This is a genomic window from Azospirillum oryzae (assembly GCF_900177515.1).
Taxonomy (GTDB): Bacteria; Pseudomonadota; Alphaproteobacteria; order Azospirillales; family Azospirillaceae; genus Azospirillum; species Azospirillum oryzae_A.
Window position 1 is genome coordinate 1,341,727 of sequence record NZ_FXAK01000007.1, and the last position, 24,839, is coordinate 1,366,565.

At 68.7% G+C, this 24,839-nt stretch carries 21 protein-coding genes; 11 read left to right on the top strand and 10 right to left on the bottom strand.

The features are described from left to right. The first annotated feature begins 10 nt into the window (after positions 1-10). Positions 11-604, top strand: a complete 594-nt coding sequence (locus B9N97_RS18860; RefSeq protein WP_244560780.1) for a hypothetical protein — start codon at positions 11-13, stop codon at positions 602-604. Between the two features lie 3 nt (positions 605-607). On the opposite strand, the gene cbiB is transcribed toward B9N97_RS18860, so the two are convergent. Then, entirely contained in the window at positions 608-1,573 is a 966-nt protein-coding gene (cbiB, locus tag B9N97_RS18865) for an adenosylcobinamide-phosphate synthase CbiB (RefSeq protein ID WP_085089298.1), read from the bottom strand. Between the two features lie 69 nt (positions 1,574-1,642). On the opposite strand from cbiB, the gene cobD reads away from it, so the two are divergent. Beyond that, entirely contained in the window at positions 1,643-2,737 is a 1,095-nt protein-coding gene (cobD, locus tag B9N97_RS18870; protein ID WP_085089299.1) for a threonine-phosphate decarboxylase CobD, read from the top strand. 142 nt (positions 2,738-2,879) lie between these two features. Further along, positions 2,880-4,511, top strand: coding sequence for a sensor domain-containing diguanylate cyclase (locus tag B9N97_RS18875; RefSeq protein ID WP_244560781.1), 1,632 nt, complete (start codon positions 2,880-2,882; stop codon positions 4,509-4,511). A gap of 74 nt (positions 4,512-4,585) precedes the next feature. Here the strand turns inward: B9N97_RS18875 and B9N97_RS18880 are convergent, their stop codons facing one another. After that, entirely contained in the window at positions 4,586-5,506 is a 921-nt protein-coding gene (locus tag B9N97_RS18880; protein ID WP_085089301.1) for an ATP-binding response regulator, read from the bottom strand. A gap of 132 nt (positions 5,507-5,638) precedes the next feature. Beyond that, positions 5,639-8,953 carry a response regulator gene (locus tag B9N97_RS18885; protein ID WP_432264196.1) on the bottom strand — a complete coding sequence of 1,105 codons (3,315 nt, stop codon included), beginning with the start codon at positions 8,951-8,953 and terminating at the stop codon, positions 5,639-5,641. 556 nt (positions 8,954-9,509) lie between these two features. Between B9N97_RS18885 and B9N97_RS18890 the strand changes: the two genes are divergently transcribed. Then, positions 9,510-10,244 (top strand): substrate-binding periplasmic protein, encoded by a 735-nt coding sequence (locus tag B9N97_RS18890; protein WP_085090658.1) that lies wholly within the window; start codon positions 9,510-9,512, stop codon positions 10,242-10,244. Positions 10,245-10,326: 82 nt separating this feature from the next. After that, positions 10,327-10,953, top strand: a complete 627-nt coding sequence (locus B9N97_RS18895) for a glutathione S-transferase family protein (protein ID WP_085089303.1) — start codon at positions 10,327-10,329, stop codon at positions 10,951-10,953. Positions 10,954-11,028: 75 nt separating this feature from the next. On the opposite strand, the gene B9N97_RS18900 is transcribed toward B9N97_RS18895, so the two are convergent. The 3 genes from B9N97_RS18900 to B9N97_RS18910 are packed head-to-tail and all read right to left on the bottom strand — an operon-like array spanning position 11,029 to position 12,882. After that, complete coding sequence (locus B9N97_RS18900) at positions 11,029-11,355, bottom strand: DUF1244 domain-containing protein (RefSeq protein ID WP_085089304.1); 327 nt, start codon at positions 11,353-11,355, stop codon at positions 11,029-11,031. A 32-nt stretch (positions 11,356-11,387) separates the two neighbouring features. After that, positions 11,388-12,614 carry a DUF2478 domain-containing protein gene (locus tag B9N97_RS18905; RefSeq protein ID WP_085089305.1) on the bottom strand — a complete coding sequence of 409 codons (1,227 nt, stop codon included), beginning with the start codon at positions 12,612-12,614 and terminating at the stop codon, positions 11,388-11,390. 46 nt (positions 12,615-12,660) lie between these two features. Beyond that, positions 12,661-12,882, bottom strand: a complete 222-nt coding sequence (locus tag B9N97_RS18910; protein ID WP_244560783.1) for a sulfurtransferase TusA family protein — start codon at positions 12,880-12,882, stop codon at positions 12,661-12,663. A gap of 190 nt (positions 12,883-13,072) precedes the next feature. Here B9N97_RS18910 and B9N97_RS18915 point away from each other — a divergent pair, with 190 nt between their 5' ends. Then, positions 13,073-14,092, top strand: a complete 1,020-nt coding sequence (locus tag B9N97_RS18915) for an SDR family oxidoreductase (protein ID WP_085089307.1) — start codon at positions 13,073-13,075, stop codon at positions 14,090-14,092. A gap of 107 nt (positions 14,093-14,199) precedes the next feature. Beyond that, positions 14,200-15,450, top strand: coding sequence for an Hsp70 family protein (locus B9N97_RS18920; RefSeq protein ID WP_085089308.1), 1,251 nt, complete (start codon positions 14,200-14,202; stop codon positions 15,448-15,450). Between the two features lie 142 nt (positions 15,451-15,592). Here B9N97_RS18920 and apbC read toward each other — a convergent pair whose 3' ends face one another. Then, on the bottom strand, positions 15,593-16,747 hold the full coding sequence (gene apbC, locus B9N97_RS18925) for an iron-sulfur cluster carrier protein ApbC (RefSeq protein WP_085089309.1): 1,155 nt from the start codon (positions 16,745-16,747) through the stop codon (positions 15,593-15,595). Positions 16,748-16,919: 172 nt separating this feature from the next. On the opposite strand from apbC, the gene hflK reads away from it, so the two are divergent. The 3 genes from hflK (at position 16,920) to B9N97_RS18940 (ending at position 21,009) form a co-directional block, all read left to right on the top strand. Then, the gene (gene hflK, locus B9N97_RS18930) at positions 16,920-18,173 is read left to right on the top strand and encodes an FtsH protease activity modulator HflK (protein ID WP_085089310.1); all 1,254 of its coding nucleotides are present in this window, start codon (positions 16,920-16,922) and stop codon (positions 18,171-18,173) included. 13 nt (positions 18,174-18,186) lie between these two features. Further along, on the top strand, positions 18,187-19,122 hold the full coding sequence (gene hflC, locus B9N97_RS18935) for a protease modulator HflC (protein WP_085089311.1): 936 nt from the start codon (positions 18,187-18,189) through the stop codon (positions 19,120-19,122). A gap of 375 nt (positions 19,123-19,497) precedes the next feature. After that, positions 19,498-21,009, top strand: a complete 1,512-nt coding sequence (locus B9N97_RS18940) for a DegQ family serine endoprotease (RefSeq protein ID WP_085090659.1) — start codon at positions 19,498-19,500, stop codon at positions 21,007-21,009. A 71-nt stretch (positions 21,010-21,080) separates the two neighbouring features. Here the strand turns inward: B9N97_RS18940 and B9N97_RS35705 are convergent, their stop codons facing one another. After that, the gene (locus tag B9N97_RS35705) at positions 21,081-21,254 is read right to left on the bottom strand and encodes a hypothetical protein (protein ID WP_167393329.1); all 174 of its coding nucleotides are present in this window, start codon (positions 21,252-21,254) and stop codon (positions 21,081-21,083) included. 525 nt (positions 21,255-21,779) lie between these two features. Between B9N97_RS35705 and B9N97_RS18945 the strand changes: the two genes are divergently transcribed. Further along, positions 21,780-22,469, top strand: a complete 690-nt coding sequence (locus B9N97_RS18945) for a LuxR C-terminal-related transcriptional regulator (protein WP_085089312.1) — start codon at positions 21,780-21,782, stop codon at positions 22,467-22,469. 119 nt (positions 22,470-22,588) lie between these two features. Here B9N97_RS18945 and B9N97_RS18950 read toward each other — a convergent pair whose 3' ends face one another. Further along, positions 22,589-23,995: an ATP-binding protein gene (locus B9N97_RS18950; protein WP_085089313.1), complete on the bottom strand. Its 1,407-nt coding sequence runs from the start codon at positions 23,993-23,995 to the stop codon at positions 22,589-22,591. Beyond that, complete coding sequence (locus tag B9N97_RS18955; RefSeq protein WP_085089314.1) at positions 23,992-24,693, bottom strand: response regulator; 702 nt, start codon at positions 24,691-24,693, stop codon at positions 23,992-23,994. The genes B9N97_RS18950 and B9N97_RS18955 overlap by 4 nt, the downstream gene beginning before the upstream one ends. Positions 24,694-24,839: the final 146 nt, after the last annotated feature.

Sequence of the window (24,839 nt, forward strand, 5' to 3'; positions counted from 1 at the left end):
GATGTTTCAAATGAAAAGCGATTTCCCGCCCGGCCCCACGCGCGGGGCTGGCAAGCGTATCGCATCGCCAAGTCGGCCGAAGCAGCCGTGGCGGCTGTTGGCCCGCCTGCTGCGTCCGGTCGCAACCCTGCTCGCGGTCGGATATTTCCTTTTGGATGCGCTGGCCTACTGGGTGGTGCGGCCGGTGGTCCGCCGCATTGCTCGGCTGCCGCTGTTCGGGCGGATCGGCCGCTGGGTCGCCGGTCTGGGACCTTACCCGTCGCTGATTCTCGTCCTGGTGCCGCTGGCGTTGCTGGAGCCGGCCAAGCCGGTCGGGGCATGGCTGTTCGCCACCGGCCGCCCGATGGCCGGAGTCGCCGTGATCGTCGGGGCGGAACTGGTCAAGATCACGCTGGTGGAGCGGCTGTTCCACGTCGCCAAGCCGAAGCTGCTGACCATCGGCTGGTTCGCCCGGGGCTATGTTCGGGTAATGGCCTGGCTCGCCTGGCTGAAGGAGACCGCCCCCGCCCGCGCCGCCCGCCGCCTGCTGTACGCCCTCCGCCGCTTCGGCCGCCGGGTCGGGCGGCGGCTGTCGCTGATGATGCGGCGGGCGGCGCGGGGGTGAACCTTATCCCAGCACCGCCAGCACCAGTGCGGAGGCGATCAGCAGGGCGCAGGCGCGGCGGTAGAGCACCAGTGCCCGGCCGATGTCGTCCGGAGTGGCGGCGGTGCGGCCGGGGCCGAGCCAGACATCCTCGATCCGGGTGGCGCCATAGACCCGCGGCCCGCCCAGCCGCAGATCGAGCGCGCCGGCCATCGCCGCCTCCGGCCAGCCGGCGTTCGGGGAGCGGTGGCGGTGGGCGTCCCGCCGGATCGATGCCCAGGCCTGCCGCGCGTCGGCCCCGCCGGTCATCCAGGCCGCCCCCACCAGCAGCAGGGCGGTCAGGCGCGATCCCGGCAGGTTGACCAGATCGTCCAGCCGCGCCGCCGCCCAGCCGAACGCCTCGTGGCGCGGGGTGCGGTGGCCGATCATGCTGTCCGCGGTGTTGATCGCCTTGTAGAGCGCCAGACCGGGCAGCCCGCCCACCAGCAGCCAGAAGGCCGGGGCAACCACCCCGTCGGAGAAATTCTCGGCGAGGCTTTCGATAGCGGCGCGAGCGACGGCGGGCTCGTCTAGCGTCGCCGGGTTGCGGCCGACGATCATCGACACCGCCTTGCGCGCGCCCTCCAGCCCACCGCTGCGGAAGCCCTTGGCAACGGCCGCCACATGGTCGTGCAGGCTGCGCTGGGCCAGCAGGGTGGAGGCCAGCACCGCCTCGGCCAGCCAGCCGAAGGGCAGCAGCCGGCAGACCCAGGCCACCGCCACCGCAACACCGCCCACCGTCAGCAGAAGCACCGCAACCGCCAGCACGCCGAAAGCCTTGCGGCGGCCGAACCGGTCGCTCTCATGGTTGAGCGTACGGTCAAGCTGGGCGATAAGCGCTCCGATCCACACGACCGGGTGACGGATGCGGGCGTAGAGTGGATCGGGATAGCCCGCCACCGCTTCGACGATGAGTGCGGTGGCGAGCAGGAAAGGATGCAGCAGCGGCACGGGTGGGACGTTCCAGGCAATGGGGCGGCGCGCTGGCCGCGCGTCGGTGATTGAGGAAGAGGCGCGATCATGGCCGAAGAGTGCCCGGCGACCAAGCCGAGCGTGACGGACGAACGGCAGACGGGGAAACGGGAAGTGGCCGGCGGCACCCTGCTGCATGGCGGGGACCTCGACGGCGCCCGCGCCGCGTTCCCGGATGCGCCGGAGCCGTGGATCGACCTGTCCACCGGCATCAACCCCTGGCCCTATCCGCTGCCGCCTGTGCGGCCGGATGCCTGGAGCCGGCTGCCCGGCCGCGGCGAGGAGGCCGCGCTGCGGAGCGCGGCGGCGGCCTGCTATGGCGCGCCTTCGGCGGATGTGGTGGCTGCGGCGTCGGGATCGCAGGCGCTGATCCAGTTGCTGCCGCGGCTGCGCGCGCCGGGCCGCGTCGCCGTCCTGGGGCCGACCTATGCCGAGCATGCCCGCTGCTGGGCGCTGGCCGGCCATGACGTCCGGATGGTGGAGGGGGTGGAGGAGGCCGACGTCCTGGTGATCGTCAACCCGAACAACCCCGACGGCCGGCGCTGGCCCGCCGCCCGCCTGCTGGAACTTGCCGATGCGCAGCATGCCCGCGGCGGCTGGCTGGTGGTGGATGAGGCCTTTGCCGACATGCGGCCGCAGGACAGCCTCGCGGCACATGCCGGCAAACCGGGGCTGGTGGTCCTGCGGTCCTTCGGCAAATTCTTCGGGCTAGCGGGGCTGCGGCTGGGAATCGCGCTGGCGCCGGTCGCGCTGGCGATGGCGTTGCGCGAGGCCATCGGCCCCTGGGCGGTGTCGGGACCGGGGCTGGCCATCGCCACGGCGGCGCTGGGCGACCGCCATTGGATCGAGGCGACCAGAGGGCGGCTGGCGGCGGCGGCGGCGGAACTGGACCGCCTGCTGGAGCGGGCCGGCCTGCGCGTGGTCGGCGGGACCGAGCTGTACCGTCTCGTCGAGGACCCGCGGGCACCGGCGCTGTATCGCGCCCTGGGCGAGGCCGGGATCCTCGTGCGCCGATTCGAACAGCGGCCGGACTGGCTGCGATTCGGATTGCCGGGCGCAGCCGGGGAGTGGCAGCGGCTTGGTGTCGCATTGGGCGTTGAAGGAAGCAGGGCGCTGCAACCGCGTGAAACGTCAGCACCTTGAACAATCGGCGAAAATTTTATATACTCAACCGCTTTTAGAAATCCGGCCGTCACACTTCGACCCTGTCGGAAATCGCCGGCATTGCGGGGACATAAAATTCTATGAAACACTCTCGGCCATGCCGGTTCCGGGTTGCATGGTGATGATGTCAGGCCGTGGTGTGGATGACGGGCGCGAAACCGCGTTTTCGGCCTTTGACCGCCTGCCGGTCGGGGTTTGCCTCGTCACGGCTTCGGGGATCATCCACCACGCGAATCCGGCCCTGCATGACCTGCTGGGCTGTGAGGCGGGCGGTCTCCCCGGCCGCAGCCTGTGCGAGTTCGCACTCGATCATGGCGGCCCCGGCGGCGCCGCGCAGGAGACGGGACAGGCGTTCCGCATCTTGCGGAACGACGGTTCCGCACGCTGGGTGACGGTTGCGGAAAGGCCGTGGGACAGCGGGGCGGACGGCGATGCCGGCATGCAGCGGCTGCTGACCGTGACGGACGTCGATTCACTGTACCGGCAGACCGGGGGTGCGATCGATACCGCCGCCTGCACCGAGAAGCCGGTGGTCGACGCTCTGCTGGAAGCCTCGCCGGTGCCGCTGTTCGTCAAGGACGCCGCCGGCCAGTACATCGCGGTCAACCATGCCTTTTCCCGTCTGACCGGCATCGCCCGCGACGAGATGCTGCGGCAAACCGCGTTCGCGCTGACCGGGCCCGACATGGCGAGCCAGCATGTTGGCCACGACCGCGACCTGCTGGAGCATGACGGCAGCGTCCGGTACGAGGCGCCGATCTGTACGGCCGAAGGCGCGATGCGGATGGTCAACCTGACCAAGACGGCCTTCCACGATGGATCGGGCAAGCCGGCGGGCATCGTCGGCGCCATCCACGAGCTGACCGAAGCGCGCCCGAACGAGGAGCGGCTGGAGGCCATCCTCGAACAGAGTCCGATCGGCGTTTCGGTGTCCCGGCGCGACGACGGCCGGATCATCTTCGTCAACACCCGCTTCGCCGAGCTGATCGGCCTGCCGCGCGAAAAGCTGATCGGCAGCCGGGCCCGCGACTATTACCTGGACAGCCACCAGCGCCTGCGCGTCCTGGAAAGGCTGCGCGGCGGCGGCGGCGGCGTCACCAACATGGAGGTCCAGTTCAAGCGGGCCGACGGCTCGCCCTTCTGGACGCTGTTCACGGTGAATCAGGCGGTGATCCAGGGCATGGCGGTCAATCTTGCCTGGATCTACGACTACACCGAGCGCCGCAGCATGGAAGAGGCGCTGCGCGACATGGCATCGCGCGATCCGCTGACTGGCATCTACAACCGGCGCTCCTTCATGGACATGGCCCGCGCCCAACTGGCCCGTGCCCACCGGTTCCACGAGCCGCTGTCCGTCTTCGTCCTCGACGTCGACCATTTCAAGCGCATCAACGACACCTTCGGCCATGCCACCGGCGACGACGCGCTGCGCATGGTGGCGGCCGGCTGTCAGGCGATTCTACGGGAATACGACATTCTCGGCCGGCTGGGCGGGGAGGAGTTCGTGGTGGTCCTGCCCGGCGCCACCGCGGACGAGAGCCGCGTGGTGGCCGAACGGGTGCGCCGCCATCTGGCCCGCATGCCGATCGAGGCGACCGACGGCACCTTCCGCCTGACCGCGAGCATCGGCATCGCCGGGCTGGAGGGGGCCACCGACACGCTGGAGCGGGCGATCCACCGTGCCGATCTGGCGCTCTATCGGGCGAAGCACCTCGGCCGCAATCGGGTCGCGGTGTTCGAGCCGGGAATGTAGGCTGGCGACGGATTCCGAAACGCAATTTGCCGTGATGGCGCGGCTGCTGGCCGACGACCTGACGGTGCAGTGGATCAGTCGGACGGTCCGTCCGGCGCCCGGTCCAGATTGACGATGCCGACCACCCGGTTGCCGTTGCCGACATAGGTCAGCTGGTCGAACCCGACCATGCGGGCCAGCGCGATCCCGCGGCCGTGGGTGGCGTTCGACTGCGAGGCATCGACCGACAGGTAGCGGTTGAAGTCGAAGCCCGCCCCCATGTCGGTCACGGTGAAGATCACGCGGCTGTCGCTGCGCTCCACATGCACGGTGGCGTATTTGTCGCGATGCTCGGCCGAGGCCAGCCGCGCTTCGATCTCGCGCGCCAGCATGCCGCTGGCCTTCAGACGGCCCTTCGCCTCGAACCCGATGCCGAGGTTGCCGTGCTCCACCGCATTCACCAGGATCTCCGACAGGCCGAAGGTCAGGCTGTGGGCGGTGGCGGCGACGGATGACAGGGTGATGGCGAGATTCTGCGCCTCCTGCAGGGTACGGAAGCGGAAACGCCCGTCGCGCAGCAGGCCGATGGCGTCGGACCGGGAGCGCAGGTCGCCCTGCAGGCTCCTCAGCCGCCCGGTCGTCTCCTCCGCCGCGCGGACGACGGAGCGCAGCAGCGCGCCGTCATAGGGCTTGATGAGGTAGTAGAAGACGCCGGCGCGGATGGCGGCCGCGATCTCCGAACTGCTGTCGGAGATGGTCTGGACGATGACGGGGATGTCGGCCAGATGCGGTTCCTGCTTCATCCGTTCATACAGTTCCAGCCCATCGCCGTCGGCGAGCCGCCGGTCGAGCAGAACGACATGGATCGCCGACCCGCTGGCCGACAGGAACTCCCACGCCTGCGCCATGGTCCCGGCCTCCAGCGTGCGGTAGCCGATGCGGGAGAGATAGCCGGCAACGATGGCGCGGGTCATTTCCTCGTCATCGACGACCAGAGCGGTGACGGCATCGGCCATGGTCGGCGTCTACTCCAGCGTTTCGGGGAGCGGGATCGGGAAATCCACGGCATTTTACAGAAACTGACGCTATTGCACAATCACCGGCGGCACTGCGTCGCAGCAAGGGTGTCCGGCGACCCGGTCAGCGGTTCAGCCGACGGACGCCTCCAGCAACGCGGCGGCCTTCCGTGCGGCGGACAGCTCGGCGGCGACCCGTTCGCCGGCGGTGGCGGTCAGGGCGTCATGGTCGCCGCTGCGGGCGGCGGCGACCAGATGATGGGCGGTGGCGGCCAGCCGGTCGAATCCGACATTGGCGGCGGACCCCTTCAGGATGTGCGCCTCCCGTTCGATGCCGGAGCGGTCCCCGCGCGCGATGGCGGCACGCAGCAGATCGAGATGCTGCGGACTGTCGCTGAAGAAGGTTTCCAGCAGCAGCGCGAACCCGTCGCTACCCAGCGCGTCGCGCAGTTCCTCGATCTTCTCCACATTGACGGTGGCCGGCTCAGGTTCCGGCTGAGGTGGGGCAGGGGTTTGCCCGCTGCCATCGGCAGCGGTGTCGGCGGCCGGAGCGGCGAAACGGGCGATGGTGTCCAGCAGCTTGCGTGCGTTGATCGGCTTGGACAGGTAATCGTCCATGCCGGCTTCCAGGCAGATGGCGGCGTCGCCCTGCATGGCGTTGGCGGTCAGGGCCACCACCGGGATGCGTGCGGCCGGACCGGACAGCCGGCGGATCCGCCGCGTCGCCGCCAGCCCGTCCATCACCGGCATCTGGACGTCCATCAGAACGAGGTCGTAGGGCCGCGCCGTCACCGCCTCCACCGCCTCCTCGCCGTTGGACACCGCTTCCGCGCTGTGCCCGGCGCGGCGCAGCAGGGCCAGCGTCAGCTGCTGGTTGACCGGATTGTCCTCGGCCACCAGCACACGGACGCGCGGCGTCGGTTCCGGTTTCGTGGCCGACTGCGGGGCGGGCGGCGCACCGGCCTTGGCGACAACCGCCGGCTCGGCCGGCCCGCGGATGGGGAGGGACAGGATGTTGTTGGCGGCGACCACAGGCGGTCGCGGTTCCAGCAGCCGGGCGAGGCATTGGCACAGCATGCTGAAGCGGATCGGCTTGGGAAGGTGGGTATCGACCGGCGCCCGGTCCGGCTCCTGCCCCTCCAGCCTCTGCGACGAGGCGAGCGCCAGCCGGATGCCGGCCAGTTCGGGAATGGACCGGATGCGCCGGGCCAGTTCGGGACCGGTCAGGCCCGGCATCCGGTGATCGAGGATGGCGGCGTCGAAAGCTTTGCCGTTCCGGGCGGCGGCGATCAGCCGGTAGAGGGCCTGCTCCCCGTTCTCCGCCGTTTCGGTCACGATGCCGAAGCCGTCGATCTGCCGGGTCAGCAGGTCGCGGTTGACGGCGATGTCGTCGACCAGCAGCAGCCGGCGCCCAGCCCAATCGCCGGCCGGCGCCGGCGGATGGGCGCTGCCGGCGCCGCGCTTCAGCGGGATGGTCACCCAGAAGACGCTGCCCGACCCCGGCTGGCTGTCCACCCCGATTTGGCCGCCCATCAGCTCCGCCAGCCGCTTGCAGATCGCCAGACCCAGCCCGGTGCCGCCATGGCGGCGGGCGGGCGAGGAATCCACCTGCGTGAACATGGCGAACAGGCGCGGCCGTTCCTCCTCCGAAATGCCGATTCCGGTGTCGCGCACCTCGAACCGGACGCAGACGCCATCGGTCGCAATTTTGGCGGATTCTGAACCGGCGGACGCGGGCTCCTCGCTCAGCAGGATGGTGACGCTGCCGGTGTCGGTGAACTTCACGGCGTTGCCGGCGAGGTTCAGCAGGATCTGCCGCAGCCGGCCGGCATCGCCCAGCAGCGGGCCGCGCAGGCCGGGCGGCACGTAGCTGGCGAGGTCGAGCCCCTTGGCCGCAGCGCGCGGCGCCAGGATCTCCGCCACGCTTTCGACCATCGGCACCAGTTCGAACTCTCCGATCTCCAGATCCAGCCGGCCGGCGTCGATCTTGGAGAAGTCGAGGATGTCGTTGATGATGACCAGAAGCGATTCGGCGGAATCGCGGATCGTCTCGGCATAGGTGCGCTGTTCAGCCTCCATCGGCGTGTCGAGCAGCAGTCCGGCCATGCCGATGACGCCGTTCATCGGCGTGCGGATCTCGTGACTCATGGTCGCGAGGAATTCCATCTTGATGCGCTGGCCGTCCTCCGCCCGTTCCTTTGCGTCGCGCAGCGTATGTTCCAGCCGTTTCTCCTCCGTCAGGTCGCGCAAGATCGCGGCGTAGAGCGGGCCGGCTCCGGTCATGACCAGGGCCGTGGAATAGGCGAGCGGGAAGCTCTCCGCCTCCCCGGTCCCGTCGGGCGCCGATGGCCGCAGGGCGAGGGTTTCGCCCCGTGCCGTCCGACCCATGTCGCGGCGGCCCTGCGCGATCTCGTCCAGCGCGCGGGCGGCATTGATCCGCATGTCCGGCGGCAGCAGATCCAGCACCGACCGTCCGACCAGCCCGCCCGGCGCGCAGCGGAAGATGGCATGCGCGGCGGGATTGGCGGCCTCGATCACGCCGTCCGGCCTTGCGGTGACGATGCCCTCCGCCGCGGTGTCCACGATGGCGGACAGACGGGCGTTGGTCTCTTCCAGTTCCTTGCCCTGCCGGCGCTGGGCCGCCAGCGAGCGGGCCAGCATCATCCCGAACATCCCCAGCAGCAGGGTCATCCCGCCGGACAGCAGGGTCGCCGTCCACAGATCGTCGCGCCACCCGGCCAGCACCGTGTCCTTGCGCACGCTGACGGTCAGGACCAGCGGCCAGACCGGCGTCGTCCGGTAGGCGACGATGCGCGTGTCGGGACCGGCGCCGATATCCGTTCCGGAATGGCGGAACACGCCATATTCGGCCTGCGGCAGATGGCTTTGGAACAGCGGGGTCGCGGCGAAGGAGCGGGCGATTTCCTCCCCGGCCTGCGGCTGCACCGTCAGCAGGGTGCCGTCATAGCGGTACAGCGCGATGCGGTCGCCCACGCCGGCGACGTGGCCGCCCTGGACCGCACGGTAGAGTCCCTGGAAATAGTCCGGATTGACGGTCGCGACGACAACCGCCTGCAGCGTGCCGTCGGCGTCGCGCAGGGCGCGGCTCATCGGCAATATCCAGCGTCCCGACCGCTCGCCACCCTCGGCGCGGTCGATCAGGCTGCGTCCCGGGCGCGGATCGCCGATCATCAGACCATTGCCCTGTCCGGCCGCCTGCATGCGGAAGACGTCCAGCTCCGTCAGGTACAGGCCGGCGGGGCGCGTCCCCTCCGTGGTGGCGACGATGCGGCCGGTACGGTCGAGAAGCGTCAGTCCGCGCAGGTGCGGCGAGCGGCGCAACCGGTCGGTCAGCATGGCGGTCGCGTCGGAGGCGGCTGCCCCATCCTCGCCGGTCCAGCTGGCGTCGGACAGCGAATCGACGATGGAGGACAGGGTCACATCCACCGATTGGATCGTGCGGGTGGTCGATACCTCGAGCGCCGCGGCAAGGCTGGACAGGCTTGCCTCCGCCGAATCGAGCGCGGCCTGCCTTGCGGCGATCAGCTGCTGGCCCTGGATGATCAGCAGGGCGAAGACCGCCAGAAGGGCGAAGGCGATGACGCCGCCCCGCTTTTCGAAGAGACCCTTCAGGTCCGCTTTGGCTGGGGACAGGGACAGGACTGCGTTCCGGACGGTCAGAAGTGGTCGAGCGACCCGGCATGTTTCGCGGCCCCGGCGCGCAATCGCCTCCGGATTGCAGTCGGATCAAGGCGCTGGACGTCGGCCATGGTCGAAGTTTGCGTCCGGGATAATAGCAGGGACGGACGGCGGACGCCAAGCATTCGCTGCCGACCATATCCGCAATATGTTAAGATACCGGCGCCGCTTCACGGACTTGTGTTTGGAGTGTGAAGAACTGGGGTCGTTGGTTAACGAAAGGTGTGGCATGGCGACGCGGGTCATTTTGGCAGTTGGTGCAGCAATTCTGTCGGTCTTGTCGGCTTCCATCGCCGAACCGGTCATGGCGGCTGATGGGAAACTTCAGAAAATTGCAGAGCAGAAGCAACTTCGTGTCTGTTCATGGCCCGATTACTATGCAATCTCGTTCCGGAATCCGCGCACCGGCGTGCTGGAGGGGCTGGATGCGGAGCTGGCTCAGGCCTTCGCCGACGATCTGGGCGTGCGGCTGACCGTGGTGGAGAGCAGCTTTCCCCGCTTCATCGACGATCTGCTGGCCGACCGCTGCGACATCGGCATGTTCGCCATCGGTGCCACCCCGGCCCGGGCGCAGCGCGTCGCCTTCAGCCAGCCCTATCTGCGCAGCGGCATCTATGCGGTGACCACCCAGACCAACGAGGGCATCCGGCGATGGGAGGATCTCGACCGCGCCGGCAATGTCGTGGCGGTGCAAAAGGACACCTACATGGACGGCTATGCCCGCTCCGCCATGAAGGCCGCGCGCATCGTCGCCGTCACCCGCCCGCAGGAGCGCGAGGAGGAAGTGCAGTCCGGCCGCGCCGACGCCTTCCTGACCGACTATCCCTATGGGCAGCGCATGCTGGCCTTCCATCCCTGGGCGCGGCTGATCGTGCCGGACGTGCCGGTACAGCCGACCCCCTATGCCTATGCGGTGGCGCCGGGCGACGCGGCATGGCTGGAGCGGGTCAACGCCTTCGTCGCGGCGATCAAGGCCGACGGCCGGCTGGAGACCATCGCCGCCCGCTACAAGCTGACCCCCATCGTGGCGCGGGACTGAGCCGCGCGCCAAGAATGCGACCACGGGACAAATCCGTATTAGGATCGATGAGGTTCTTCAGCAGTCAGCGGGGAAATCGTCGATGATCCTGATCGGACAATATGACTCGCCCTTCGTGCGCCGCGTCGCCGTGGCCCTGCGCCTCTATGGCATGGCTTACGAGCACCGGCCCTGGTCGGTCTTTTCCGACGCGGCGGAGGTTGCGCGCTTCAACCCGCTGAAGCGGGTGCCGACCCTGGTTTTGGACGATGGCGAGGTGCTGATCGAAAGCGGCGCCATCCTCGACCATCTGGACGAGGTCGCCGGGCCGGAGCATGCGCTGATCGCCCGGCAGGGGGCGGAGCGCCGGCGGGCGCTGAAGCTCTGCGCGCTGTCCACCGGCTTCGCCGACAAGGCGGTCAGCCTTGTCTATGAACGTGTGCTGCACAAGGAGCGGTCGGACCTATGGGTGGAGCGCTGCACCGGCCAGATCGGCGCGGTCCTGGATGTGCTGGAGGCGGATCGCGCCGCCGCGCCGGGCCCCTGGTGGTTCGGTGAGCGGATCAATCACGCCGACATCGCCGCAGCCTGCGCCCTGCGCTTCGTCGGCGAGGCCCATCCGCAGGTGTTCGACCGCTCGCGCTGGCCGGCGCTCGCCGCCCATTCCGACGCCTGCGAGGCGATGGCGGAGTTCCAGGCGGTGGTGCAGCCCTTTTCGGTGAGCGCCTGAGGCGGCGCCCCCTCCCGGTCGCCCCCTCCCGGTCGTCGTATCGGTGGCGGCAGGGAGGGGGCCGGTCGTTGCGCCTTACCGGTGGCCGCTGATCTCCGCGTGCAGCGGCTTGGTGTCCTCGAAGGTCTTCTGCTGTTCGGGGGTGGCTTCCTTCTGGTGCTTCTGCTTCCATTCGGAATAGGGCATGCCGTAGACGGCGATGCGGGCGTCCTCGTCGGACAGTTCGACACCGCGCTCCTTGGCCGCCGCCGCGTACCATTTGGACAGGCAGTTGCGGCAGAAGCCGGCGAGGTTCATCAGGTCGATGTTCTGCACGTCGGTGCGCTTGCGCAGATGCTCGACCAGTCCGCGGAAGGCGGCAGCTTCCAGTTCGATGCGGGTCTGGTGGTCCAGATCGGCCATGGGGTCTCAACTCCTCCGGTGTTCTTGTTCAGTTAAGAGTGGGGTGGCCGGTGCAGTGTGACCATCCGGCCATAGGGATGAAAGTCGCGCGACCCGCCGCCGCCGGCGATTGTGCGCACCACCGCCTCGCGGTCGACGGCGACGAAGCCGGCCAGCGACTGGACGCCGTAATCGAACAGGCGCGGGGTCAGTGGCGTGCCGGGGCCGATCATCGCCACCGTGGCGCCTGCCGAAACCCGGAGCAGGCGGGGCAGGGTGCGGTTGGCGAAGGCGGACGCGGTGACGGCCACCGCCTCGGCCCCCGGCAGCAGCCAGTCGCAGGCGGCCTCCGGGTACTCGCCGTCCTGCGGGTTCAGGTCGATCACCTGGGCGCGCGGAAGGCGGCGGGCAAGCTGGGGAAAGCCGCCGATCACGACCACGCGGCCCTCCACCGAGGCGAACAGGTCGAGTCCATTGCCGGGGACACCGGTCACGTCCGGCCGGTTGTAATGCGCGTTCAGGGCGGCGACGCCGACGGCGATCTCCAGCGGATCCCAGGATTGCGCGGCCATCGCGGCCAGATCGCGCAAGTTCCGGTCGGCCCAGCGTTGCGGATCATCTTCGGCCGCCGGGGCTTGCCGGGCGGCGACACCGAGGCCATCGGCGGTTTCCACCAGCACCCACTTGTCGCCGGTGACGACCCGGCGCACCTCGGCATCGGCGACGCCCTGGACCAGATCGCGGTACATCCGCTGCGGACCCCACCAGCGCCACAGCGCGTCTGACACCGGCGACAGAAGGTCGCAGAAGCCGCCGGTGGCGGTCTGCCATTCATTGAGATAGCGGCTGCCCACGCTGGTCAGCACGGGAATGCCCTCGGCGATGGCCGTCAGCATCTCGTCCGACAGACCGTCACCGTGGGATTCCAACCCGGCGAACTTGTTGACCACCAGCAGGTCGACACCCGACGCGACGGCGTTGCGGATCGCCTGACTGGCCTCCGCCACGCCCGTCGGGTCGACGCGGCAGGACTGCGATTCCCGCCCCAGCTTCTGGGTGATGTCATAGGCACGGCCGGTGGCGACATCGACCAACTCCATCCGCTCGGCGCAATCGTCGCCCGGCCCGTGGTTGCGCTGCACCAGCCCGCCGACGCGGAATCCGCGCCGCTTCAGCTCCGCCGAAAAGCCGTCCAGCAGCGCATCGACGCCGTAGGAGCCGGGGCCATGGATCACGGCACCGGGGCGCAGCGGCGGCAGGGAGGCGAGGGGAAGCGGCATCGGGATGGACCTTTCGCGGGACGGCGGGCGGGCGGCGACGGGCGCCTCAACCGCCGCGGCGGATGCGGTAGATGAAGACGGTCTTGTGGACCTCGTCCGGCTGGGTCTCGTGCGACAGCAGCGCGTTGTCGGTCGTGTTGCAGAAGTGCCGGAAGTCGATGACGGAGGCCGGATCGGTCGCATAGACCACCAGTTCCTCCCCGGTCTCCATCCCGTTCAGCAGCGCGCGGGTGCGCAGGATGGGCAACGGGCAATGCAGCCCCTTCACGTCAAGCTCTCTCGCCGGCACCGTGCCCGCTCCACGTTGATTGAGGACGAAATCCTTACCAGACCCGTGACTGTAGCGGGTTCGCGCCCGCTTCTCCACACCGGCGGCCGAAAGGTCGCATTCGGGATTTTCGTCAACCGGCGCTGTTGTACGGCGCAATCGACGAAACCGGAATGAAAGGACCGCGGTCATGGCGAAGCGTTCTATGGACGACAAGGTGGTGGTCATCACCGGCGCCTCCAGCGGCATCGGCCGGGCGACCGCGCTGGAATTCGCCCGCCAGGGGGCTGCGGTGATCCTCGCCGCCCGCCGGATGGCGGCGCTGCACGAGGTGGCTGAGGAATGCGTCGAGGCCGGCGGCCGGGCCATGGTGGTGCCGACCGACGTGACCGACCAGCGCGCCATGCAGCATCTGGCCGACCGCGCCATCCAGGCCTTCGGCGGCATCGACATCTGGGTGAACAATGCCGGCGTCATCGCCTTCGGCCGGTTCGAGGACATCCCCGACGAGGTGTTCGAGCAGGTGGTGCGCACCGACTTCTTCGGCATGGTCCATGGCTGCCGCGCCGTGCTGCCCCATTTCCTCGACCATGGCGAGGGCATTATCATTAACACGGCGTCGATGGTGTCCAACATCGGCCAGCGCTATGCCACCCCCTACACCGCCGCCAAGTTCGCCGTGCGCGGCTTCTCCGAATCGCTGCGGCAGGAGCTGGTGGACGAGCCGGACATCCATGTCTGCATGGTGATGCCGGCGTCCATCGACACCCCCCTGTGGCAGCATGGCGCCAACTACACCGGCCGGGCCGTGAAGCCGCTGAACCCGATCCACCCGCCGGAGGAGGTCGCCGCCGCCATCCTGTCGCTGGCCCGCAACCCGCAGCGCGAGCTGTTCGTCGGTGCCGAAGGACGCCTCGCCGCCGTCGGCAACGCGATGGCCCCGCAGATGACCGAACGGGCGCTGGCCCACACCATTGAGCGCGACATGTTCCAGAACCGCTCGGCGCCCGCCACCTCGGGCGGGGTGCTGACCGCCATGCCGGAATATCAGGGCGCCAGCGGCGGCTGGATGGAGCGGCGGCCGGAGCGCGGCCGGGATGGGGAGGGGCGCCGGGAGCGATCCTTCTCCTGGACCAACCTGACCCTGTTCCTGCTGCCGGTGCTGCTGGCCAGCCGACCGCTGGGTGCCCGGCGGATGCGCCACGCCTGATGAATTTCAGGCAGGGTGCTTGATCCGGCGGTCGGGAGCCGTTATACGCTCGCCCCTTTTCCGGTGCGGCGGCTGGCCGCACCGGTCATCCGGGCAGGAGGCGGGACATGACGGCGTGCGGGCTCGATTTCGGCACCTCGAACACGACGCTGGGCGTGCAGGACGCGGACGGCTTCCGGCTGCTGGCGCTGGACGACACGCGCACGACCCTGCCGACCGCGGTGTTCTTCGACTTCGAGCATGACCGGACCACCATCGGGCAGGCCGCCATCGACGGCTATGTGTCGGGGGTGGAAGGGCGGCTGATGCGCTCGATCAAATCGATGCTCGGCACCGACCTGATCGACGCCGACACCGCGCTCCGCAAGGGCCGCATCAGCTTCCGCGCGGTGATCGGCACCTTCCTCGATCTGGTGAAGAAGCGGGCGGAGGAGGCGATGGGCGGCGAGTTGGGCGACGTGGTCGTCGGCCGCCCGGTCCATTTCGTCGACGGCGACCCGGCCGGCGACGCCGCGGCGGAAGAGACGCTGGGGCAGATCGCGCGGGCCGCCGGATTCCGCAACGTCTCCTTCCAGTTCGAGCCCATCGCCGCCGCGCTCGATTACGAGCAGCAGGTCGCGGGGGAGGAATTGGCGCTGATCGCCGACATCGGCGGCGGCACCTCGGACTTCTCCGTCGTGCGGATCGGGCCGGAACGGCGCGGCAAGGCCGACCGGGCCGGCGACATCCTGGCGAATGACGGCATCCGCGTCGGCGGCACCGACTTCGACCGCGACCTCAGCCTTGCCACCGCCATGCCGGAGCTGGGGCTGGGCAGCGCCATGAAGCGCGCCGGGCTGCTGGCGCCCCGGAGCATCTATTTCGATCTGGCGACCTGGGCGAAGATCAACTTCCTCTACACCGCCAAGGCGATGGCGGAGTTGGAGCGTCTGCAGCGCGATTCCGCCGAGCCGGAGAAGATCGGGCGGCTGATCGGCGTGGTCGAGCACCGCCAGGGTCATGCGCTGGCGATGGCGGTGGAACGCACCAAGATCGCGCTGTCCGACCATGAGTCGGCCGAACTGGCGCTGGATTGGGGCGACGGGGACTTGGCGCTGGCCGTGGATCGCGAGGCGCTGAACCGCGCCACCGGATCGCTGGCGGCCCGCATCGGCAGCCGCATCCGCGACTGTCTGGCGGATGCCGGCGTCACAGCCGACCGCATCGATGCGGTGTTCCTGACCGGCGGCTCCACCCTGCTGCCCCAGGTCCGCGCCGCGATCCTGGCCGAGGCGCCGGGCGCGCGGGTGGTGGAAGGCAACATCTTCGGGTCCGTCGGGCTGGGGCTGACGGTGGAGGCGTTGCGGCGGTATGGGTGAGGGTCGGCTTCGATTGCCCCCTCCCCGACCCTCCCCCGCTTACGCGGGAGAGGGGGGTAAGTGCCAGAGCGGCGGCAGTCCCCTCTCCCGCGAAGCGGGGGAGGGTTAGGGAGGGGGCACCGATGCGAGCACCCCCATCTTTTCACTGCACCACGATGCGCGGCGCCGCGCGGCCGCCGGTGCCGCCGCCGATCTTTTCCCACAGGCGCGTCGCGATGCGGCGATAGGCCTGGGCGTGCTCGGAGTCGGGCTGCGACACCACGATCGGCTGGCCCTGGTCGGAGGTCTCGCGGATCGACAGGTGCAGCGGGATCTCGCCCAGGAACTCCATGCCCAGATCGTCGGCCTCCTTGCGGGCGCCGCCGTGGCTGAAGATGTCGGTGCGGTGGCCGCAGTTGGGGCAGCAGAAATAGCTCATGTTCTCGATGATGCCCAACACGGGCACATCGACGCGGCGGAACATGTTCAAGCCCTTGCGGGCATCGAGCAGGGCGATGTCCTGCGGGGTGGAGACGATCACCGCGCCGGCCAGCGGTACCTGCTGGGCCATGGTCAGCTGGGCGTCGCCGGTGCCAGGCGGCATGTCCACGACCAGGATGTCGAGGGTGCCCCAGTTGACGTCGCGCAGCATCTGCTGCAGCGCGCTCATCACCATCGGGCCGCGCCAGATCATCGGCGTGTCTTCGGCCACCAGGAAGCCCATCGACATCACCTTGATGCCATAATTCTCCATCGGCTCCAGGCGCTTGCCGTCGGGGCTGTTGGGGCGGCCGGAGATGCCCATCATGCGCGGCATCGACGGGCCGTAGATGTCGGCGTCAAGCAGCCCGACCTTCAGCCCGTTGGCGGCCAGCGCCAGGGCGAGGTTGGCCGAGGTGGTCGATTTGCCGACGCCGCCCTTGCCGGACGCCACCGCGACGATCGCCTTCACGCCGGGGACCAGCGGCTTCTGCGGGTCGCCCTGCGGCGCAGCGCCATGCGAATGCCCGTGCGCGTGGCCATGTCCGGCATGCGAATGCGCCTGCTGGGGGGCTGCCTGGGGGGCGGCACGATGGGCGGTCAGCACCGCGGTGACCGACAGGACGCCGGGCAGGGCGTCCACCGCCTTTTCCGCCGCGTGGCGCAGGGGCTCGGCCTGGGCGCCGCGTTTGGGGTCGACTTCGATGGAAAAAGCGACATGGCCGTCGCGCACCACGAGGCCCGACAACATGCCCAAACTGACGATGTCCCCGCCCCGGTCCGGGTCGATGACGGTCTTCAGCGCCTGCATGACTTGAGCTTCGCTGATCTGCGCCATGGTTGAAAACTCCGCTGTCTTCCCGATATTGGCGGATATCCGTTGGTGGAATCCTTGCCGAAGGGTATGGGGGACTATAGGACCGACGGACGAGATCGGTAAAGGGATGCGCGGGGCTTAAGCCATTGCGCTTCCACATGATGGGACGAATCGCAGAGGGGGACGCAGTCGGATGCCGTGGAACAATCAAGGTGGGGGCGGTGGTGGCGGCCCCTGGGGTCCCCCGCCGGGCAACAACGGCCCGGGCAACCCGTGGGGGCGCCCACAGGGTGGGGGGAATGGCGGCGGTGGCGGTGGCCCGCAGCCTCCCGACCTTGAGGATCTCCTGCGCCGCAGCCAGGATCGCCTGCGCCGCGCCATGCCCGGCGGATTCGGCAGCGGCCGCGGCATCGCGCTGGTCGCGGGCGTGCTCGGCCTGATCTGGCTCGCCAGCGGCATCTACCGCGTCGAGGCGGACGAGCAGGGCGTGGTCATGCGTTTCGGCCAATGGGTGCGCACCGAGCAGCCCGGCCTGCGCTACCGCCTGCCGTCGCCGATCGAAACGGTGCTGCTGCCCAAGGTGACGCGCGTCAACCGGATCGAGGTCGGTTACCGCTCCTCCGTCGCCGGCGGCCGCACCGACCGCGACGTGCCGGACGAGTCGCTGATGCTGACCGGCGACGAGAACATCATCGACATCGACTTCACGGTGTTCTGGGTCATCAAGGACGCCGGCAACTTCCTGTTCAAGATCCGCGAACCGGAAGTGACGGTGAAAAAGGCCGCCGAAAGCGCCATGCGCGAGGTCATCGGCCGTACCGACCTGCAGCCGGCATTGACCGAGGCCCGCCAGCAGATCGAAACCTCGACCCGTCAGCTTCTCCAGACCATGCTGGACGAATACCAGTCGGGCATCGAGATCACCCAGGTCCAGCTGCAGAAGGCGGATCCGCCGCAGCCGGTCATCGACGCCTTCAACGACGTTCAGCGCGCCCGCGCCGACCGCGAACGCGCCCGCAACGAGGCGGAAGCCTACCGCAACGACATCATCCCGCGCGCCCGCGGCGAGGCGGAGCGGCTGGTGCAGGAGGCCTCGGCCTATCGCGAGCAGGTGGTCAGCCTGGCGCAGGGCGATGCCGAGCGCTTCCGCAAGGTGTACGAGGCCTATGCGCTGAACAAGGACGTCACCGCAAAGCGCATGTATCTGGAAACCATGGAGGAGATCCTCCGCGGCCGGAACAAGATCATCGTCGAGGGATCGGCGCAGAACGTCGTTCCCTATCTGCCGCTGAACCAGCTGGCCCCCAACGCCACACCGGTCCCGCAGCAGCAGGCGCCGCGCCAAGCTCCGGCCAATCCGGGCAGCAACCAGGGCGGCGCACGGTCCGGCACGCAGACGCAGCCGCTGTCCTCGCTGTCCCAAAATCCGTCAATGTCCGGCCAGTGAGGAGGATCGCATCATGAAACGCACCCTCGCCATCGCCGGCATCGCCATCGTGGCGCTCGGCATCGTCGCGTCGTCCTCGCTGTTCACCGTCAACGAGGCCCAGCAGGCGCTGGTCCTGCAGTTCGGCGAACCGCGCCGGGTGATCCAGGATCCGGGGCTCAAGTTCAAGATCCCCTTCATCCAGGAAGTCCGGCTGATCGACCGCCGCGTGCTCGACCTCGACCCGCCGGTGGAGCAGGTCATCCTGGCCGACCAGAAGCGGCTGGACGTCGACGCCTTCGCCCGCTACCGCATCCACGACCCGCTGCGCTTCTACCAGACCGCCGGGACCGAGGCGGTGGTCGAAACCCGCCTGAACTCGATCGTCAACTCCTCGCTGCGCCGCGTGCTCGGCAACGTCACGGTGCTGGCGGTGCTGTCGGACGAGCGCGCCCGCATCATGACCGACATCAAGGCGCAGGTGAACGACGAGGCCAAGCGCTTCGGCATCGAGATCGTCGACGTCCGCATCCGCCGCGCCGACCTGCCGGAGGAGACCAGCCAGTCGATCTTCGCCCGCATGCGCTCCGAACGCGAACGCGAAGCGGCGGAGGCCCGCGCCCAGGGTCAGGAACAGTCGCAGCAGATCAAGTCGCGCGCCGAACGCGAACGCACCGTCATCGTCGCGGAGGCCCAGCGCGACGCGCAGATCCTGCGTGGTGAAGGCGACAACACCGCGCTGAAGCTGATCGCCGAGGCGACCTCGCAGGACCCCGGCTTCTATGGCTTCTACCGGTCGCTCGAAGCCTATCGGAAGTCGCTGAACGGCAACGACACCACCATGGTGCTGTCGCCTAACGGGGAGTTCTTCCGCTACTTCAGCGGCCCGGGTCCGCAGGCGGGCGGCGGTCCGGCCGCCAATGCGGCTCCGGCTCCGGCTCCCGCGCCGGCCCCCGCGCCGGCGCAGTAAGCTCCCGCAACGCGGGATCGACGCGCTCTTGCGGCCGGGTCGGGGGCAACCCCCGATCCGGCCGCAGGCATGTTCGGCATGCCTGCGGCCACGGCAGGCGGTCCGCAGCATTGTTTCAATGGAAATCCGAAGGCTTAAGATTTCCACTGGTGCCGACTGGACCGGCACGCCATCTTGCGGCCATACTCGTGGCCCAACACATATATGGCCCAGAACCGGGCGGCCGCTCCCGCCCACGGAATCGGCCGGACGTCTGGTAGGGAGAGCACGTTGATTCGCATACCCAACTTCGAACCCGCCACGCGCGGCGCCGTGGCCGAAGCCCGGTCTCGCAAGGCGGGCGTCCGGCCGCTGGTCGCCGCCATCGTCTGGGGCATGACCTCGGTCATGGCCGGCGGTGCGGTCATGGGCGCGCTGGCCGGTGCCGTCCCCGCCCAGGCCCAGGCGGCCCAAGCCCAGACGACCCAGACCCAGGCGGCTACCCCGCCCCGCAACGCGCCCGGCAGCTTCGCCGATCTGGCGGAAAAGCTTCTGCCGGCGGTCGTCAACATCTCCACCAGCCAGAACGCGCCGCAGCGTCCGCAGGGCCAGCGGCCGGAGATTCCGCAATTCCCGCCGGGCTCGCCGTTCGAGGATTTCTTCCGGGACTTCTTCGACCGCCAGCAGCAGCAGGACCAGCCGCAGCGCAAGGCGACCTCGCTGGGCTCCGGCTTTGTCATCGACTCCAAGAACGGCTATGTGGTCACCAACAACCACGTCGTTCAGGACGCCGACGAGATCACCGTCATCCTGCAGGACGACACCAACATCAAGGCGGAACTGGTCGGCAAGGACAGCAAGACCGACCTCGCCCTGCTGAAGATCAAGACCAGCCACCCGCTGGTCGCCGTACCCTTCGGCGACAGCGACGCCATGCGCGTCGGCGACTGGGTGCTGGCCATCGGCAACCCGTTCGGCCTGGGCGGGTCGGTCACCGCCGGCATCATCTCGGCGCGCCAGCGCAACATCGACGCCGGCCCCTACGACGACTTCCTGCAGACCGACGCCTCGATCAACCGCGGCAACTCCGGCGGCCCGATGTTCAATCTGAACGGCGAGGTCATCGGCATCAACACCGCCATCTTCTCGCCGTCGGGCGGGTCGGTCGGCATCGGCTTCGCCATCCCGTCCAACCTCGCCAAGCAGGTTGTGGCGCAACTGAAGGAATACGGCAAGACCCGTCGCGGCTGGCTGGGTGTGCGCATCCAGGCGGTCACGCCGGAGATCGCCGAGAGCCTGGGGCTGCCCAACCACAAGGGCGCGCTGGTCGCCTCCGTCACCCCGGAAGGTCCGGCGGCCAAGGGCGGCATCCAGGCCGGCGACGTGGTGACCAAGTTCGACGGCAAGGAAATCGACGAGATGCGGCGCCTGCCGCGCGTCGTCGCCGAAACGGCCATCGACAAGGCCGTCCCCGTCGAGGTGTGGCGCAAGGGCAAGTCGCAGACCGTCCAGGTCAAGGTCGGTGAGTTGGAGGCCGCGGAGGAGCAGGGTCTGCTCGCCGCCGGTCCGGACGACAAGCAGGAGCCGAAGGAGAAGGCGCCGGTCCAGAAGCCGACCGAATCCCTCGGCATGAAACTGACGACGATCACCCCGGAACTGCGCCAGCAGTACGAGATCAAGCCCGACATGAAGGGCGTGGTCATCACCGAGGTGGCCGGCAACTCCACCGCGGCGGAAAAGGGCCTGCGCGCCGGCGACGTCATCATTGAGGTCGGCCAGGAAGAGGTCCGCAAGCCCGAGGACGTGACCGCCAAGGTCCAGAAGGCCAAGGAGCAGAACAAGAAGTCCGTCCTGCTTCTGGTCGACCGCAAGGGCGACCTGCGCTTCGTGGCGATCCCGCTCAGCTGATCCACGCGGATTGACCAGCAAGGGCGTCGGCGGGAAACCGCCGGCGCCTTTTTTGTTGCGGTGGGTGCGGCCTACGCCCCATCCAGCAGCATCGCCAGGGCCACGGCGCCGGCCAGCAGGGCGCACAGGGTGGCGACGATGGCGAGGCTGCGCAGGAACTGGCGGAACTCGCCCTGCTTCCACGCACTGCGCCCCAACAGCGCCAGATAGCCCGCTATGGCGGCGACGATGATCTGCCAGCCCATTCCGTCCTCGTCCAGTGCCGCCCGGGCGGCGGAAGCCGGCAGAAATGCGCATGCGCGGCCGGGACCGGTCAAGCTGTACGACCATCGCCGCAGACGCGGCTATATCGAAAGTGTGGCATCTCCCTTCGGGTTATCTGTTGGCATCACCACGCTGGCGGCTGCCCATACAACTTCGTGTGAAAAAATTGCGACCTCACTCGCTTAGGAGAGGTCGGCTTACGCAAATAAGTGGTGGTTAACAAAACAGTTAACGCCTTCGCGCGCGTCAATGTTCGCCACTGTGATATCTTTGGAACCGGAAATCTTGGAGAGGCTTTGCGCATATGCCCAATGCGTTCTTCTTTTAACTCCGGAGAGTGGTACCGTAGGACACGACACGGGGGTAACCTCCCCCTAAATAACGGCCTGCCGAGGCTATCCAGGGGTAGTCGCCGAATCGCCAATGCGTCGGGACCTTCCTCTGTACAACGGCCTCCACCCTGGCCACGACGTCATGACGATCGACCAAAATTGCGGGAGCGGACGATGGACTCAGTGCGCGCTTTTCTTATCGACTCGAACAAGCTGTTTCGCGAGGGGCTGAAGCGCCTTCTCGATGATTCGCCCTTCCAGATCGTTGCCGAGGCGGGAAACCTGCGGGAGGCGCTGGGGTCGGTTGAAAGCGGCTTGCGGCCTCAGCTTGTCCTTCTGGACCTGCAGAATGGCGGCGACGAGGAAGCCGACGGGATGCGCCGCCTGCGCGCCCTGCTTCCGGAAACCCGCATGGTCATCCTGACCAGCGACCTGTGCACCCGCCGCCTCGCCAACGCGCTGGAGGCCGGCGCCGACGGCTACCTGATGAAGGACCTGTCGTCCGACGCGCTGGCCCAGTCGCTGAAGCTGGTGATGATGGGCGAGAAGGTGTTCCCGACCCATCTAGCCGCGCTGTTGATCTCCGGCCGCGTCAACGGCAACGGCACCGAGATGCCGGTGTCGCGCAAGGGCCTGTCGCAGCGTGAAGTGCAGATCCTGCGCTGCCTGCTGAACGGCGACAGCAACAAGATGATCGCCAACCACCTGAACATCACGGAAGCCACCGTGAAGGTTCACCTGAAGAGCCTGCTGCGCAAGATCAACGCCTCCAACCGCACCCAGGCCGCCATCTGGGCGCTGAACAACGGCATCGGCGGCGAGCTGGCCGGCGCCAACGTGGTCGCCGCGGCGGCGAACCAGTAACGACTGACCCGTCCATTGCCCCCATCCCCGCCGGGCCTGTTCGCAGGAGAGGCGGGGACGAGGCCGTCATTGCATGACATGAATTGCCCGCCTGAATGAAGGCGGGCTTTTTCATGAAATCATACCGGCAGCCGGATCACCGCGCGCAGGCCGCCATAGGGGCTGTCGTCCAGCGTGATGTCGCCGCCGTGGCTGCGCGCCACGTCCCGCGCGATGGTGAGCCCAAGGCCGGAACCGCCGGTGTCGAGGTTGCGGCTGCTGTCGACGCGGAAGAAGGGCTTGAACACGTCGTCGCGCAGATAGGCGGGGATGCCGGGGCCATCGTCATCCACCGTGATCTCGATCACGCCGTCCTTCGGCTCGGCCTTGACCCAGGCGGTGCCGGCATGGCGGCCGGCATTGACCAGCAGGTTGGCGATGCAACGGCGGACCGCGTTAGGGCGCAGCGGCAGGATCAGCCCGTCCGGCGCGGTCAGCGTCACCTCGGTCCCGTCGCGCCGGGCGCCGGCGGCGACCTCGTTCAGCAGGCGGGTCAGGTCGGTGGGCTGCACCGCCTCCGTCCCCTCGCCGCGGGCGAAGGCGAGATAGCCTTCGATCATGGTCTCCATCTCGGCGACGTCGGCCTTCAGTTCCTCCACCTCCGGATCCAGGTCGGGATCCTCGATCATGTCGAGCGCCAGCTTCATCCGGGTCAGCGGGGTGCGCAGGTCGTGGCTGACGCCGGCCAGCATTTCGGTGCGCTGGTTGATCTGGCGCTGGATGCGTTCGCGCATCAGCAGGAAGGCGGAGGCGGCCTGCCGCACCTCCGTCGCGCCCTCCATCTTGAAGTTGGAGACGTCGCGCCCCTTGCCGAGCGCGTCGGCGGCGATGGCTAGCCGCTTGATCGGCCGGATCTGATTGCGCATGAACAGGATGGCGACCGCGAACAGCACGATGGCCGACCCGACCATCCACAGGATGAAGATATAGCTGGTCGGCGTGAACAGACGGCGCTCCGGCGACATCACCGACAGCACGCCGTCGGCCATCTGCACCCGAATCTCGTACCATTCATGGGCGACGCGGGTGTTGATGGTGAAGGGGCGGCCGACCCGCTCGTCCAGCGCCTTGCCCAGCGTGCGTTCCAACAGGCCGCTCAGTTGCGGGCGCTTGTCCGGAAGCGTCTGGTCCGGCTCCACCGTGACGATCAGGTCGGTGGTGCGGGCGGCGGTGGCCAGCGTCCAGTCGCGGCCGTCCTGCGACGGGTCGCGCTCCAGCATGGCGATGACGGTGGCGATGTCGCCGGCGACCGCATAGGCCAGCCGGTTGGTCACCGTGTCCCAATGGCGGTCGTAGAAGATCCAGGTCGCCACCGCCTGGGCCAGGATCACCGGCGTGACGATGATCAGCAGAGACCGGCCGAACAGGGTGCGCGGCAGGAAGCGCTTCAGAAAGGGCGTCCGCCGCCGCCGTTCGGCGCGCCGGGCCGCCGCCCTGCCGGCCGCGGCTCCGTCGGCGCCGGCCCGTCCGCTGCCGGCCGCCGTCACGGATCGGGCCTCAGCACATATCCCTCGCCGCGGACGGTGTGGAGATAGCGCGGCTCGCGCGGGTCGGCTTCGATCTTGCGGCGCAGGCGGGTCACCTGGACATCGACAGTGCGCGCGTTGCCGGCGACCTTGCTGCGTTCGGTCAGCTCGTCGCGCGTGAAGGTCACGCCGGGGGAGGTGGCGAGGATGCGCAGCAGGCTGGCCTCCGCCGTGGTCAGGCGGATCACCTCGTCGCCTTGGCGCAGTTCGTCACGGTCGGGCAGATAAAGGAGCGGACCCAGCCGCACCGGCGCCGCAGGCGGGACCGCCGGCTCCGGCGGGCGCGTGGCCTGCCGACGCAGGATGGAGTTGATGCGCAACAGCAGTTCGCGCGGATTGAAGGGCTTGGCGAGATAATCGTCGGCCCCGGCCTCCAGCCCGGCGATGCGGTCGTCCGGCTCGTCGCGGGCGGTCAGCAGCAGGATCGGCAGGTCGCGCTCTCGCCGCAGCGATTCGGTCAGCGACAGCCCCGACTCGCCCGGCATCATGATGTCGAGCACCAGCAGGTCGAAGGCGAGCCCGCCCAGCTGCGCCCGCGCATCGGCGGCGTCGCGGGCCGTGCTGACCAGAAAGCCGTTGCCGGCGAGATATTTGCGCAGGAGTTCGCGCAGGCGGGTGTCGTCGTCGACGACCAGGATATGAGGCTGATCTTCGGTCATGACGGGACTATAACGCGGCTCCCCGCAATCGACATAGGGCCGCCATGCGGGACTTACCTTGGGTATGCATGGCGGGCAGGCGTGTAAGCGTTTGGCCGTTTTGGCCTCGATCCGTGTTATCCTCCATATGCCCTCCGCTGAGGGCC